At 34.3% G+C, this 14591-nt stretch carries 13 protein-coding genes; 9 read left to right on the forward strand and 4 right to left on the reverse strand.

Going from position 1 to position 14591, the window contains the following annotated elements; all coding sequences use genetic code 11:
- Positions 1-674 (forward strand): hypothetical protein (locus Q1A31_RS19040; RefSeq protein WP_299880724.1); only part of this gene is annotated, 674 nt, incomplete at its 5' end.
- Between the two features lie 98 nt (positions 675-772).
- Here Q1A31_RS19040 and Q1A31_RS19045 read toward each other — a convergent pair.
- The 3 genes from Q1A31_RS19045 to Q1A31_RS19055 all read right to left on the reverse strand — a co-directional run bounded on the left by Q1A31_RS19045 (position 773) and on the right by Q1A31_RS19055 (position 3647).
- Positions 773-1612 carry a sulfotransferase family 2 domain-containing protein gene (locus Q1A31_RS19045; RefSeq protein WP_299880727.1) on the reverse strand — a complete coding sequence of 280 codons (840 nt, stop codon included), beginning with the start codon at positions 1610-1612 and terminating at the stop codon, positions 773-775.
- Positions 1613-2175: 563 nt separating this feature from the next.
- Positions 2176-3144 carry a peptidylprolyl isomerase gene (locus Q1A31_RS19050; RefSeq protein WP_299880730.1) on the reverse strand — a complete coding sequence of 323 codons (969 nt, stop codon included), beginning with the start codon at positions 3142-3144 and terminating at the stop codon, positions 2176-2178.
- A gap of 59 nt (positions 3145-3203) precedes the next feature.
- On the reverse strand, positions 3204-3647 hold the full coding sequence (locus Q1A31_RS19055; RefSeq protein ID WP_299880733.1) for a hypothetical protein: 444 nt from the start codon (positions 3645-3647) through the stop codon (positions 3204-3206).
- 994 nt (positions 3648-4641) lie between these two features.
- On the opposite strand from Q1A31_RS19055, the gene Q1A31_RS19060 reads away from it, so the two are divergent.
- Positions 4642-5562 (forward strand): class I SAM-dependent methyltransferase, encoded by a 921-nt coding sequence (locus Q1A31_RS19060; RefSeq protein WP_299880736.1) that lies wholly within the window; start codon positions 4642-4644, stop codon positions 5560-5562.
- A gap of 4 nt (positions 5563-5566) precedes the next feature.
- On the opposite strand, the gene Q1A31_RS19065 is transcribed toward Q1A31_RS19060, so the two are convergent.
- Complete coding sequence (locus Q1A31_RS19065) at positions 5567-6253, reverse strand: hypothetical protein (protein ID WP_299880739.1); 687 nt, start codon at positions 6251-6253, stop codon at positions 5567-5569.
- An 88-nt stretch (positions 6254-6341) separates the two neighbouring features.
- On the opposite strand from Q1A31_RS19065, the gene Q1A31_RS19070 reads away from it, so the two are divergent.
- The 7 genes from Q1A31_RS19070 to pepP all read left to right on the forward strand — a co-directional run bounded on the left by Q1A31_RS19070 (position 6342) and on the right by pepP (position 14573).
- Complete coding sequence (locus Q1A31_RS19070) at positions 6342-7007, forward strand: hypothetical protein (protein WP_299880742.1); 666 nt, start codon at positions 6342-6344, stop codon at positions 7005-7007.
- 14 nt (positions 7008-7021) lie between these two features.
- On the forward strand, positions 7022-7936 hold the full coding sequence (locus tag Q1A31_RS19075; protein ID WP_299880745.1) for a glycosyltransferase: 915 nt from the start codon (positions 7022-7024) through the stop codon (positions 7934-7936).
- Positions 7899-9539 carry a glycosyltransferase family 2 protein gene (locus Q1A31_RS19080; protein ID WP_299880748.1) on the forward strand — a complete coding sequence of 547 codons (1641 nt, stop codon included), beginning with the start codon at positions 7899-7901 and terminating at the stop codon, positions 9537-9539. Before Q1A31_RS19075 ends, Q1A31_RS19080 begins: the two co-directional genes overlap by 38 nt.
- A 3-nt stretch (positions 9540-9542) precedes the next feature.
- Positions 9543-10463, forward strand: coding sequence for a glycosyltransferase family 2 protein (locus tag Q1A31_RS19085; protein WP_299880751.1), 921 nt, complete (start codon positions 9543-9545; stop codon positions 10461-10463).
- 4 nt (positions 10464-10467) lie between these two features.
- On the forward strand, positions 10468-12555 hold the full coding sequence (locus tag Q1A31_RS19090) for a capsular polysaccharide biosynthesis protein (protein ID WP_299880754.1): 2088 nt from the start codon (positions 10468-10470) through the stop codon (positions 12553-12555).
- A 95-nt stretch (positions 12556-12650) separates the two neighbouring features.
- Positions 12651-13196, forward strand: a complete 546-nt coding sequence (locus tag Q1A31_RS19095; RefSeq protein WP_299880757.1) for a YecA family protein — start codon at positions 12651-12653, stop codon at positions 13194-13196.
- A 66-nt stretch (positions 13197-13262) separates the two neighbouring features.
- Positions 13263-14573: a Xaa-Pro aminopeptidase gene (gene pepP, locus Q1A31_RS19100; RefSeq protein ID WP_299880760.1), complete on the forward strand. Its 1311-nt coding sequence runs from the start codon at positions 13263-13265 to the stop codon at positions 14571-14573.
- The last annotated feature ends 18 nt before the right edge of the window (positions 14574-14591 follow it).

A 14591-nucleotide genomic window follows, 5' to 3' on the forward strand; every position in this document is an offset into this window, starting at 1 on the left:
CTACAACAGGTACTACAACAGGTACTACAACAGGTACTACAACAGGTACTACAACAGGTACTACAACAGGTACTACAGTATCTGAAGCAACTGATCCTGATGCTTATAATCTGTGGAATACAGACTATTTCAATGGTTATTCTTCTAAGGCTGATTTAAATCCGCAAACCCTTGACGATAGCAATAATACTCAAGTCTATATTGTAAATGTAGGGTCGCTCTCTACATCTTTACCGTCTTGTGTTAATGGTAAAAATCCTCAAACTAACTGCCAGCCTACTGGCTGGACCATGGGAATGAAAGAGGGTGAAATTTATGCATTAAGAGTTAAAACTAAAGCAAGCTATTCGCTAGCTTATTTTGCATCATATTATAATCAAAAGTCGGGTGGGGCAGTGTCACAAGCAGATTATACTTATACAATTTCAGATGTGCCAGGTTCTATGACTTCATCATTTACTGGTAGATGTAGTACACAAGATATTAATTCATCCGCTGGTCTATATTTATCTCCAGGTGTGCAAAGTTCTACTGGTTATTATTGTGGTGTGCCGGAAGATTCTGTAGTTTATTTGAATGTAAAGCTTTCGCCTAATCAAACACAGTGTGTGTCTGGGATTTGTTCTGGTCTAATTGAATATAATGGATTTGAATTACCTCAGGGTCTTCAATAATCACATTGATATAAAAATAGCTTAATTAATTAGTTGTTATGAAAGCCTCGTTAGATTACGAGGCTTTTTTTTAGTAAGTTGAGATTTTAAGGAAATTTCTAAATAAAGATTCGTTCTTGTAAATCAAAATCTAGTTGATATATTTTTTTTGTATTTTCTTTGAGAATGTTATTAAATAAGCTATCTGTTGATGGCAAAGTAGATTTTGTTTTTAAAAGTTTTAACTCTGCAACGGAAGTTGTGGAAAAATTTCCATCTATATTATTATATTTCTCTTTTCCGTGATTTGTAATTTCTCTGGTGTCTATCAAATCAAGATTCATTCTATTCTTTAATGTATTCCTGATATTATCAAAATTATCGAAATTAAAGTAATCATCGTATTCTTGATAAACTAAAAAGTCTACCTGCTTACGCCAATGAATATCTCCATTTATCAAAGATGGCTGTTCTAATAGGGCCTGTAAAAAAACAGAAAAGGTTAATTTATCGAGATCGTATTTGTTATTTGTTTGACGATAAAAATTCCAGGCAACTGGTGTTTTGTCCACAAATTTATCTAGAAATAAACTTGTAAGTCGTTCATAAGGGCATCTCAAAACAGTGAATGTATAATCCGCGCAAGCTAATTCACTTAAATTGGCGCTGAAAGTATAGCTATTGTTATGTACCCAGTTTATATGCTGTTCTAGGTTTTTGTTTTCCAGGAAGCCATTAGCTATTGCTAAACTTGTTCTTAGAGTCGTGCATCCATTTTTAGGTATAAAGCTATAAATTGCTTTTTTTTGGTAAAGGTTTAGCGCATGTTTTTGTGCGAATAAAAAAGGGTGGTTTTGTTGTAAAGCTACATTGGTATTGCTGGTAAAATTAAGTTGTCTTGTTTTAAAAACATTGCTTAGTGAATGTTTTGATTTTTTAGTCCTGAATTTAGAAATCATAGTGAAAATTTACCATGTATATTTAAAGTTATTATAAATGATTAGAGCCCAAACTAGTTATAATAGTCTAATAGATACAAGTTTAAAGCTATTTTACGGATAGTAGCTATTTGTCTTAAGAATCCAAAAATACTGCTTCAAAAGCTCGCTAAAAGTAGGGGGTGTGTATTCAAATACTAAATTTATTATTCTACAAAGCATCTAGGTGGTAGTGTAAATTTTTACTACAAGAGAATCTATTACCTACAGAACCTTGACCTTGGGTATGAAAACTCACTTATGGTGCATTTCTAGATTGAGTGCAGCCCTGGAAAAGTAGATCACCATTTTTTAAGAGTTTAAGATTGGGGAAGTAAAAGGGTGGAATCGTTTCTTGTAGGTACATATAAATTCAGTTTTAGTGTATTTTTTTGTGTGATTGACTTTTCAACGAACTGAGTTCGTCGAAAAGTTGTATTATAAATATCTATCAACGCTTTTTAAAATTAAGGCCACCGTCACCGACAGAGAAATGAGAGTGTGGATATCTCTCCTGTACTGCAATGATTAATTCTATGTAATTTTTACTTAGTTAAAAGATCTATATTTGATTTTGGTAATTCTTTTCGAGCTTCATTAAAAAAACTTTTAATTGCTGGTATATATATATTGGTAGAGCTGTCGATATATATTGATTCTATGTAATGTTTTGTCTTGCTTTTAACAAACTTGTCTTTTTCGATTTTTATTAGTTTTTCTTTTACATCTTCAAATGGTTTTATAGATTCCTCTTTTCTATCCAGGAATTTAATGATGTGGAACCCAAATTGAGATTCTACAATATCACTTAGGTTGTCTTTTTCTTCAAGGGCGAATGCGGCTTTTTCAAAAGCAGGTACCATTTTTCCTCTAGTAAAAAAATCTATGACTCCGTCATTTGGCACGGAGCCTGTGTCTTCTGAGTGCACTTTTACGGCATCATTAAAAGCAAATCCTTGTTTAATGCTTTGAAGAACGCTTTCTGCTTTAGATAACTGTTCTTGTTTTCTCTCTTCGGTGTCATCTTTTTTTACGATAAACAGGATGTGAGCAACTTTAACTTCTTCTTCTATTTTGAATGCCTCCGGGCTTGAGTCATATGTTTCTTTTGCCAGTTGCTCTAAGTTCTCAGGAGTCTTTATATTATTTTTATAGTCATCAATTAATTCGTTCACCAACAAATGTTGTTGTTGTTTTTTTAACTTCCATTGTACCAGTCTTTTTTTGTCAATACCTTTATCTAAAGCCACTTTAGCTCTTTTCTTAAGGACTAGCGCATCGCTTAATAGGTTTTTAAATTTTTCTTCATTGTTAAGCATGCTATGCTTTTGGGCAGGATTCATATCATCTAACATCAATTGAGCATCTTCTGTCGTAATAACAATGCCACCATCTTTCAAAAGGATGCTTTTGTCTTTGTTTGTTAAATCTTCAGCAAAACTTGATCCGGAAAGAATTAGAAAAAAGAAGCTGCAATTAAAAGCTAATAACATAGGTCGAATCATTTTTTTCATATTTGGTAGATGGTTATTTTATTGGTTATAAGATATATTAAAAGTTAAGTATTTTTGGTTTATTTCTTAAAGTGCCACCAAATACCGTCAATCTTTTGCCAGCGTTCAGTGAAACTGTTTGGGATTTTCATGTCACCATCATAAAAAAACACAGTAAGTTCTAAGTTAACATCAGCAATACTTTCGCTTGCGTTAGTTGTAGATAGTAATTTTATTTTTTCCCACTTTACAGCTTGACCAAAACTGTTTCTAAAATCTTCTTTAGAATAAGCTTTTCGGTAATTTGGAGATTGGTATGAGTAGGCTTTTTCCCAGTCTTTATTTATCAGTGCGTTCCAGCGCTCTAAAGCTCGCTGCCCTGGTAAAGAGGATTCTTTTGTACTTATTTCTAGCTGCTTAGAGGTTTCATTAGATTTGTTGTCTTCTTCTTTCTTGGAGCAAGAGCTTATGAATGACATTGTTAAAGCTAGCATTAGCAATTGTAATATATTTATTAACTTCATTTATTTATCTCAAAATTTATAGCCTATGTGCCGAACCAGGAAGAATAGCATGCCTTGTTGGCAAGATGTGCATCGTACCAGTAGTATCATGTAAGTCAATACCATTAAGAATCTAGGCTCTTTAAACATAAGTTAGAGATTTATTGGTTTAAAAGCTAATGGACAAATGGTGCGATGACAAGTTCATTTTTTTGTTTCAAATTGTTCAATTCAAGCAATGATATATATGTTCTTATATCATATGGAGGTCTCGTTAAAGAGAAATGATATGACGAAAGCTCTCTTTAAATTTAAATAAATACACCAAAATTAGTGGAAGTTAGTGTTTAAGAAATTTATAAAAAACATTATGGCAAGGCTCTTGTTTAACAACTTAGTTAGTGAAATTAATACCTTCTACAAGTATGAAACCGATTCATTGCGAGCAAGAGAAGCCAATGTTTTATCTATGGGATTTAACAAAAATAGAATATTTCGGGAAGAATAATATTATCCCTTTATTACTATAACTCGTGATTCTTTTGAAATACTGGTATCAGGATTTTCTATGTTCGTTTAATCAATGAAAATTTTATTTAGCTTAAGATTGGTTCAAGGAATATCTCGTGTAGACGCATTCAAAATTATTCCTGCATCAAGTTAGGGATGATGATTTCAATGAGATGATTTAAAAAATTAGTTGCGATTCGATTACAGAACTAATTTATAAATCTATGATTAGGGCTGAACAAAGTTAAATCAACAAGATATACTCGATAAATTATGATGTGTTTCAGCTAGATCAAGATGTTCGTTGTAAATGAAAAAAATATTTATAGAAAGTATCAACTGGAGTATGCAATTTATAATTCTGTGCTAAGTTAAATTTCATAACTACATTTAAGAGGTATTTTGAAAGGTATTTTCCATCTATAATAAAGCTTGATTAACTTTTTTGTTCGTTTCTCTTGTTAGGATTTAAAGTTATTAATTTGGTTTAAAGTAAGATAAGTATATGAAAGAAAAAAAAATCTATGATCAAAAAAGTGCTGGGATACAGCTGATCAAATTAGGTGAGTTAGATAAAGGCATTCAACAGCTAAAAGTTTATTCTGAAGATCATCCAGACGATCTAGATGTATTAACAATACTTGGAGAATCTTATCTTAAGCTGCAGCAAAGCAGTTTGGCACAAGATTACTTTTCTCAAGCCCTTGAGATTAATCCAACTCATACTTCAAACTTAATTAATTTTTCCGCATTGGAATTAAAGGGGCCAAATTATCTTACGGCACTAAAATCATTTCATAAACGTATTAAGCCTAAACGATATATTGAGATCGGCGTTTGTAAAGGCGCATCATTCGAATTGGTAGATCCTAGAGTGCATGCAATTGGTATCGACCCAGATCCTCAATTAGATGTTAAGGATTTACCTGAAAAGCACGTAGTGAGAGTAGAAACAAGCGATAGTTATTTTAGCTCTGATAAAATCATAAAAGACCTCGAAGGAGATCCATTTGATATGGCTTTTCTAGATGGTATGCATTTGTTTGAGTTTGCATTGCGTGATTTAATGAATTTAGAGAAATATTCAAAGCCTACTTCGGTAGTATTTATTCATGACCTGTATCCAATGAACGCGGAGACAGCAAAGCGAGATCGAATTGCAGATTTTTGGAGTGGGGATGTATGGAAACTAGTGCTTTGTTTACAGAAGTATCGGCCGGATTTGGATTTGTCTATATTACCATGCCCACCAACAGGTTTGGGAGCGGTTACAAAATTGGATTCTAATTCAACAGTGTTAATTGATAATTATTCAGAAATTATTAAAGAATATATTGATATGACATACGAAGAAATTAAGCAAAATAAATCTGAAAAACTCAAACTTCTAAGTATTGATGAAATGGAATCCGTTATGGTTTTATGAGTAGTTACTTATCAGTAATATTTAGATGTTTTTCTTTTATATTCTGAGACACGTAGTATCCAATGCTCGTCATAAATATCTTAACCATATTTTGAGGCTCATAGTCGATAAATATGGTGTCTTTGAAGACTTTTTTTAACAAATTGATTTTACTTTCATAATCGAATAACCAAGAGTCTTCATGGATATAACGGTATGAGTCCTTGGTTTGAATAAAGTTTATTTTTTGTTTTAATAATTGTTTAACATATGATTTTCTGAATGATTTTTTCTCACGAAAAGTACATACACAAACGATATTATCAGAATGCTTAGTGAAAAGTTGTAATAGTTTTTTGTACTCGTTTTCTGAATTTAAAAGATATAGCCCTTCGTTAGACCAAATAATATCTGAACAGTTGTTTTCTTGAGCTTGCTTATAGTGCTTTTCTATATCTGATGTTAGTTTATTTTCAAGGTTGTCGAAAAAGCTCTTTGGTTTAGTGCTGAGAAGGTGTTCTTTCATTGGGGAAAGCCTTTCCTTGTCTAAAGCAAAGACATTTAAAATGTAATGGGATGGGTGGTTTATTCCTGCTAGAGAATCAGGTACGTATAACCCCTTTTTTAAAAGGTTATTTCTCTGGCTTTGTAAATAATCTTGTAAAGAAGTGGTCCCAGTTTTATGCTGGCCTATATGTATAATAGTTCTCATTAGTCATGTAATTAGCATTAAAGTAAGTATCATTTTTATAACTTTGACCTAAGAATAATTGCTTAGGTGGTCTATGTAAGGTGTTTCATTGAAAAAATATGACAATAGTAAGCCATTAATATTGATCCATGTTCCAAAAACAGCAGGAATTAGCATTAAAGAAATTTATAAAAGTTGGTTTGGTAATCGATTGCTTTTTCATTATTCTGATGGGAATAATACACTGCCTCCGCGACATAGCCTAAAAGAGAATGCTCGAGATGGTTCTTTGTGTGTTTATGGCCATTTTAATAGAGCTAAAAAATTTGGAGTTGAGCACTATTACCCTGAAGTGAATCAGTTTGTCACAATTATAAGAGAGCCATTTGAAATGGCGGTCTCTGGTTATTTTTATGTTCGAAAAACAAATCCAAACTGGAGGGATCAACTGAACTTGCAGAAGGGGGGGTTGAGAGAATATCTTGAGAGTATGCATTCTGGATTATTAAATTTTTTCCCTCAGGAGGTTACAAATGATAACTATGTAGAGATTATTGAAGCAAAATATGTAGAAATTGGAGTTACAGAGTTCTTGAGTGAGTCTATAGCAAGAATTGCTGAAAAACTAAATCAACAGTATTCCCCCGAAATGCTTAAACATCTTAACGTTGCAAAAAGAGATCTAGATGTGCCTTATGAGCTCAAAGAGAGCTTTATGAATAGACATAAATTAGAATACTCTGTTTATAACTATGTTTTAAATAAATTTATTTAGTAATTTTATAACTTATGAGTTCACCAAAGCTATCCTTCATCATTCTCGCATATGATATGCAAAGAGAGTTCCCAAAAACCTTGCAATCATTGACAGATGCATATCAAAAAAACATTCCTCAAGGTGAATTTGAAATTATTCTCATTGAAAACCGAAGCAAAAATTTATTAAATATACGAGAGCTAAAGGATGCATGTCCTAATTTACGTTATTATTTAAATAGTTCCAATCCGTCGTCTCCTGCATATGCAATGAACTTAGGCTTGAAGAAAGCAAAAGGTGATACCGTCGCTTTTTGTATTGATGGGGCACGAATGCTCTCTCCAGGCGTAGCAAAAGGAATCATACAAGCATCTAAGATGTATGATGATTTTGTGGTTGCAACGCACGCCTATCATTTAGGTATGGAGCCTCAAAATCTATCTGTACCAGCGGGTAGATATAATCAATCGATTGAAGATGGCTTGCTTGAAAAAATTGATTGGCCTAAAGATGGGTATAAGCTATTTGATATTTCAGTATTGGCTTTATCCTCATCTAAAGGTTGGTTTGGTGAAATAGCAGAAAGTAATTGTATTGCCCTTCCTAAAGCATCAGCAATTAAACTTGGAGGGTTTGATGAAAATTTCACTACTCTCGGTGGTGGATACGTTAATTTAGATTTCTATAAACGAGCTCAGGAATTAACTAATCATCAGTTGATTTATCTTTTAGGTGAAGGGACATTTCATCAAGTGCATGGTGGAGTAGCTACAAATAGGGATGATACGCCTCATGATGAGTATAAAAAAGAATATTCTCGTTTGCGTGGAGAGTCTTTCAAAGTAAAACGATTGCCCCAAAACGTGATGTATTTGGGTTCTATTCACCCTTCTGCCAAGAAAGTATTACTTGAGTCAGCCAATAAAATATTTGAAGATGTTGATTGATTCGTTCTTAAATGCTTTAGGTCTTAAGAAAACCTTAAACTCTTCTCTTCGATATCACGATTGGATCTCCGAAAAAGAAAAGACCTTGTATGAAAGTATGCAAATTAATACGAGAGCTACACAAAAGATATCAATTGTTGTAGTTTTAGAATCTGTACAAAACTTTGAACAAATTAATAAAACTATTTTATCCATTCTTGAGCAAGTTTCTCCAAATTGGGAGCTGTTAATTTCAGTGCGAAATATTCCCAAGGAACTCCAGTATATTGAAGATAAAAGAGTCAGACTAATCCAGAGAAAAAATGAAGCCTGCTTTTATATTTCGGCTAATGAAGCTGCACAACAAGCTCAAGGTAGTTTGCTTACTTTTCTTAAAGAAGGTGATCAACTTTCGACTTATGCGGTAGCGTCTTTAAATGAATGTAAAGACGAAGATGATTCTTTAAAAACAATTATATCGGATGAAGATTATCTGAATTCTAATAATGAACGATGTGACCCATTTTTTAAACCAGATTGGAATCCCGATTACCTTACTAACTATAATTATTTTTCACAGGCCGTAGCTTATGACAGAAAACTATTTATAGATCTGTGTGGTTTTAATTTTAAAGTAAATGACCCTTATCATGATCTCGCTTTAAGGGCTACAGATCTTTTGGATGATGGTCAAATAGGACATATAAGTAAGATATTGTTCCATTTAAAACAACATCACAAGGGTGAAATTTATCGAACTCAGTTTGATATACATGAGCCTGTCCCTTTGGTTACTGTGATTATCCCAACTAAAGACCAATTGGAACTATTAAAAACCTGTCTAGATGGGTTATTTAATAATACCAATTATGAGAATATTGAAATTATAGTTATTGATAATCAAAGTCAGCAAAGTGAAACTTTAGAATATTTGATTGAATTAGAGATTAATCAAAAGATTCGTATTCTGAGATACGATAAACCTTTTAATTATTCTGAAATGAACAATATTGCCGTAAGGGGAGCGAAAGGATCCTTGCTTTGTTTTCTCAATAACGATATTTCAATGATAAAAAAAGACTGGTTAACAGAGATGGTATCACAAGCCATCCGCCCAGAAATTGGTTGTGTTGGAGCAAAGCTTTTGTATCCAGACGGCACAATTCAACATGCAGGAGTGATTCTAGGTCTTAAAGGTTATGCTTCACATGCTCATAAGGGTTTTGAGGGAGTTGCTAAAGGGTACTTTAATCGCTTGCAAGTAGTTCATAATGTGTCTGCTGTTACAGCAGCTTGCATGGTCGTTAGAAAAGAAGTTTTTGAGTCGGTTGGTGGTTTTGATGCGACTAATTTGAAAGTTGCGTATAACGATGTTGATTTATGTCTAAAAGTTAGGGAGGCGGGTTACCGTAATTTATTTACTCCACATGCTCAGTTGATTCATCACGAGTCAAAGTCCCGTGGTAAAAAACGAAGTAAAGAACAGCAAAAGCAATTACGCGCTGAATCTGCATATTTATTAGAAAAGTGGGGGGAGGGGCTTTTTTCTGACCCTGCTTACAATAAAAATTTAACATTGCTTAAAGAAGATTTTTCACTAGGTTTTGATCGCATCAATAAATAACTTATGGCTATTGAAAAAATACATGTTATTTTATGTTGTTATCAGGGGGAGAAGTATATATCGAAACAGCTTGATTCAATCTTGGCACAAGACTATCCATTAATAGAAATACATGTATCTGATGACTGTTCTGTTGATTCCACACTCTCGATAGTGAGTGAATATTGTGCTAAATACCCTAATATTTCATTCTATAGGAATCATAAAAATTTAGGTTTTCTCAAGAATTTCGAATCAAGCTTAGAGAGAGTTTCAGGAAAATACTTCGCTTTGTGTGATCAAGATGATATCTGGTGTACAGATAAACTCTCTTTATCTATGCAGGAGTTACAATTTTTAGAAAATTCATATCCAGACAAGCCAATATTAATACATAGTGATTTAGAGTTAATTAATGACCAAGATGAGGTGATTGAATCCTCATTTTTCACTAAAAAAGGATTAGTTTTTTCAGAAACAAAATCCTTAGCTCTAATACTTGGGCACTGTGGGGTTATGGGTAACACTATATTAATGAATCGTAATTTGATCGAAAAAGCATTACCTTTTCCCGTACAGTTAAAATATCATGATTATTGGTTTGCTTTGATTAACGAGTGCTTTGGGGTAAGAAAAACCATATCAAAACCTCTAGTCAAATATAGATTACACGATACTAATACAAGTAATAATAAGTTGATAAAAACAAAATCAAATACACTTCCTTTTATGCAAGATAATAGGTTTCAAACGATTGAATATCTGCTTAGTAATTACGATCTTTTCCCAGAGGATGAACCTATTGTTAAGAGTTTTTATGATTATTTATCTCTAAAACAAAGCCGTTTCTCACACTTCATGTTTCTGTTGAATAACAATTTTTTTAAGCGAAGTTTTTTCTATCGTATCAATGCATTCTTTAAGATAATGTTTACAAAATTATAATCAAATGGACAATTCTAAAAAAATCGTTGGTATATTTTCGCAAGGAATAGCTAAAAAAAGAGAGATTAAAAAGCTTCTAAACATTAATGAGTTCATTGTAAAACCAAGCAAACCTGAAAAAATTGATTTTATAGTTGGCTGGGGAAGAAAAAAGAATACAAAAGTAGCAAGAGAGTTCGCTAAAAAAAATGAATTGAAATACTTTTCTTTAGAAGATGGTTTTTTACATTCCATGGGTCAAGGCGTATTAGGCTCAAAGAGTTGCTCATTAGTTAAAGATGCGACAGGTATTTATTACGATGCCACAGAAAGTTCTGATCTTGAAAACTTATTAATTGAATATGCTGATGAAAATTTTAATTCGCTAACTTTAGATCGCGCGAAAAAAGCAATTGATAGAATTACTCAATCTAATATCTCTAAGTATAACAATGGTTCATTAGAGCTTGATGATCGCATTTTTGAAAATAAAAAGAAGGTATTGATTGTTGATCAGACGGCAGGCGATATGTCACTTAATTATGGGTATGTTGAATCAAATACTTTTGATGATATGTTAAAAAATGCTCTACAAGAAAACCCTGATTCGCAAATTATTATCAAAACCCATCCTGACGTAATAGCGGGTAAGAAAAAAGGAAATATAAACCTAGCGAATCTTAATCCTAGGATATTAGTAATTGCTGATTTAATTAATCCTCTGGTTTTATTAAAGAAGGTCGATGTTGTATATGTAGCCACGTCGCAACTAGGGTTTGAGGCATTAATGTTAGGTAAGCGAGTTATTTGTTTTGGTGTTCCCTTTTATGCAGGTTGGGGATTGGCAGAGGATAGGGCTAATCAGGGTTTAGAAGTCTGGAAAAGACGAAAGCAACAAAGAACCTTGGAAGAAGTTTTTGCTGCTGCGTATATTCTTTATCCCCTATATCTAGATCCGGATTTAAAAACTCTTTGTGAGCTTGAAGATGTGCTTTCTTATTTTGAAAGGCAGTATGATAATCACTTGAATTTAGATGGTCCCTTATTTTGTATAAATTTCACCCGTTGGAAGAAAAATCATATAAAAGCCTTTTTATTGCCCAAAGTAGATTTGATTTTTATTTCATCGGCTGATCAGGCAATAAAAAAAAGTTTCAACTCTTCCTCTCAATTAGTTACTTGGGCAAGTAAGGATCAAAGTGAAGTGGATAAACTAGTTGAGAGATTCGGGGTTGCCCCTTGGTATGTGGAAGACGGGTTTATTCGTTCTGCGGGTCTCGGTACCGACTTGACAGCACCGGCATCTCTGGTGTTGGACAAAACTGGCATTTATTACGACCCCAGCACGCCAAGTGATCTGGAAACTATCCTGCAATTAAAAAAGTTTACTCAGGAAGAGCTTGATAGGGCAGAAGCATTAAAAAATGCATTAATTGAAAATGAGTTAAGTAAATATAATTTAGGTGTTTCATTCACTAAAGAATCTTTGTCTTTGAAACCCGGTCAAAGAATTATATTGATCCCCGGTCAGGTAGAAGATGATGCTTCGATTAAAAAAGGCTGTGTTGATATCGACACTAATGCTGCCTTGATAGAATCTGTACGAGATAAGAATAACGATGCTTTTCTTATCTATAAGCCACATCCTGATGTTGTTAGCGGTAATCGTAAGGGAATAGTTGATAAGCAGGTTTTAGACGCATATACCGACTTGGTTTTGTATGATGCCAGTATTACAGATTGTCTGGCAGTAGTGGATGAGGTTCATACAATGACCTCTCTAGTAGGGTTCGAAGCTTTGCTAAGAGATTTAAAGGTAGTTTGTTATGGATTACCCTTTTATTCTAATTGGGGCTTAACCTCTGATATGCATGATCTGCCTCGGCGCTCTCGAAAGCTGGTCTTGAACGAACTCATTGCTGCAACATTGATCGATTATCCTCGTTACATGAATTGGGAAACCAATCAATTAACAACGCCTGAAGTTGTTGTTCAACAACTTAAAGAACAAATAGAAAAACAGGGCGGCAAACAATCTAATCAGGTTTCATTTTTAAAGCGATTTTCTCGAAAAGTGGTTAATTATTTAACCGGTGTATTTCTGGTTAAGTAATTATTTTCTTAAAAAACCCTCTATAAGTGGGGGGGTGTATTTTTATTGATTAATAAGCGCTAAAATTACGTTCTATTATTATTGAAAGTACAAAAATGGAAAATTTTGATTTAGATCTCTCTCTGCAAGATGCTGAGGCGGATTACAATGCTGCTGAAGCACAGGCTATTGCTTGTGGATTGTTGGTGGTGAATATTAGTTCTGACAAGATTGCCTGGGTGAAACTTATCTTTGGTGACGTCGACGTTGATAATGCGAAACAACATAAAGCGATTAAGTTAGCGGGCGAGTTATTCGACGAAACGAAGCAACAATTGCAAGATTCTAATATGGGTTTTGATCTGCTGTTACCTGAAGAGGATGAATCACTTTATGCTCGAGTGACAGCTCTTCAGCAATGGTGTTCGGGATTTATTCTGGGGATTGGTATGTCGGGTGTAAAAGACCATAAGTCCCTGCCTCAGGACTCTCGTGAGCTACTAGCGGATATTACCGAAATTGGCACTGAGGGCGAGTTTGACCTTGAGGATGTCGAGCAATCTGAAGAAGCTTATGCAGAAATTAGTGAATATGTCCGTATGGGCGTTCTGTTGATCAACGAAGAACTTCAGCCATTAAAACAATCCTCTTTAATTCACTAAAAGCATTAATAAATCATCTATAAACACAGCAAAATAACGCAATAGAACTTTAAAGCAGAGCGAGCCATGAAACAGATTAGTATCAAAGAATTCTCTCAACGTCGAAGCGATTTAATGGATCAAATTGGGGAAGATGCAATCGCAATTATCCCTTCTGCTGAGTTACAAATCCGTAATCGTGATGCTGAATTTGTTTTTCGCCAAGATAGTGATTTCCTCTATTTGACTGGTTTTAATGAGCCAGAAGCTGTTGCTGTTTTAGTCCCAGGTAGGGAAGAAAGCGAGTACATTTTATTTTGCCGTGAGAAAGACCCAAAGACAGAGCAATGGACTGGTCGTATGTCAGGTTTGGTTGGTGCGGTAGAAAACTACGGCGCTAATGATGCATTTCCTATAGAAGATATTGACGAAATCCTTCCTGGTTTGATGGAAAACAGAAATAAGGTTTTCTACAGTGTTGGTCATAACCAAGATTTTGATAGTCAGGTTATTAGCTGGGTAAATTCTCTGCGTGCCAAGGTTAGAAATGGCGTGCAAGCTCCGCATGAGTTTATTTCGTTAGACGTGTTGCTTCACGAAATGCGTTTATTCAAATCGCCGCAAGAACAAGAGCTAATGAGAGATGCTGCCAAGGTTTCGGTAAATGCTCACCAACGTGCTATGAAGACCTGTAAGCCGGGTATGATGGAATATGAAATTGATGCTGAATATATGCATGAGTTTAGAAAGTCAGGCATGGTTCCTGCTTACACCAGTATTGTTGGCGGTGGCGAGAACGCCTGTATTCTTCACTATATCGATAATAACCAAAAACTAAATGATGGCGATTTGCTGTTGATTGATGCCGGTGCCGAAAACCAGGGCTACGCCAGCGATATTACGCGTACTTTTCCTGTCGGTGGAACGTTTAGTGAAGAGCAACGCATTCTTTATCAAATCGTACTTGATTCACAATATGCTGCGATTGAAATGGCAAAGCCGGGTAATCGCTGGATTGATCCACATGATGCTGTCGTTAGAGTCATCACTGCTGGTTTATTGGAAAATGGCTTGCTCAAAGGTGATCTTGAAGAACTGATTGCGGAAAATAAATACTTCCCGTTTTACATGCATAAAACCGGTCACTGGTTGGGCCTGGATGTTCATGATGTGGGTGATTATAAAATCAGCGAAGAATGGCGTGAATTAGAGCCAGGAATGACATTGACGGTAGAGCCGGGTATCTATGTTTCACCTAGCGATAACATTGATAAAAAATGGTGGAATATCGGCATTCGTATTGAAGATGATGTGCTAATAACAGAAACCGGCAACGAAGTGCTGACAGGTGCTTTGATTAAAGAAATAGATGACATTGAAAGTTTGATGGCGTCTTAACTAAATAGATCAGCAATC

Source organism: uncultured Cocleimonas sp., assembly GCF_947495625.1.
Lineage (GTDB): Bacteria > Pseudomonadota > Gammaproteobacteria > Thiotrichales > Thiotrichaceae > Cocleimonas.

Excerpts from the sequence above, each read along its gene's own strand:
- Q1A31_RS19045 (WP_299880727.1), bottom strand. The coding sequence starts at position 1,612 with ATGATTTCTAAATTCAGGACTAAAAAATCAAAACATTCACTAAGCAAT.
- Q1A31_RS19050 (WP_299880730.1), bottom strand. The coding sequence starts at position 3,144 with ATGAAAAAAATGATTCGACCTATGTTATTAGCTTTTAATTGCAGCTTC.
- Q1A31_RS19055 (WP_299880733.1), bottom strand. The coding sequence starts at position 3,647 with ATGAAGTTAATAAATATATTACAATTGCTAATGCTAGCTTTAACAATG.
- Q1A31_RS19060 (WP_299880736.1), top strand. The coding sequence starts at position 4,642 with ATGAAAGAAAAAAAAATCTATGATCAAAAAAGTGCTGGGATACAGCTG.
- Q1A31_RS19065 (WP_299880739.1), bottom strand. The coding sequence starts at position 6,253 with ATGAGAACTATTATACATATAGGCCAGCATAAAACTGGGACCACTTCT.
- Q1A31_RS19075 (WP_299880745.1), top strand. The coding sequence starts at position 7,022 with ATGAGTTCACCAAAGCTATCCTTCATCATTCTCGCATATGATATGCAA.
- Q1A31_RS19085 (WP_299880751.1), top strand. The coding sequence starts at position 9,543 with ATGGCTATTGAAAAAATACATGTTATTTTATGTTGTTATCAGGGGGAG.
- Q1A31_RS19090 (WP_299880754.1), top strand. The coding sequence starts at position 10,468 with ATGGACAATTCTAAAAAAATCGTTGGTATATTTTCGCAAGGAATAGCT.
- Q1A31_RS19095 (WP_299880757.1), top strand. The coding sequence starts at position 12,651 with ATGGAAAATTTTGATTTAGATCTCTCTCTGCAAGATGCTGAGGCGGAT.
- pepP (WP_299880760.1), top strand. The coding sequence starts at position 13,263 with ATGAAACAGATTAGTATCAAAGAATTCTCTCAACGTCGAAGCGATTTA.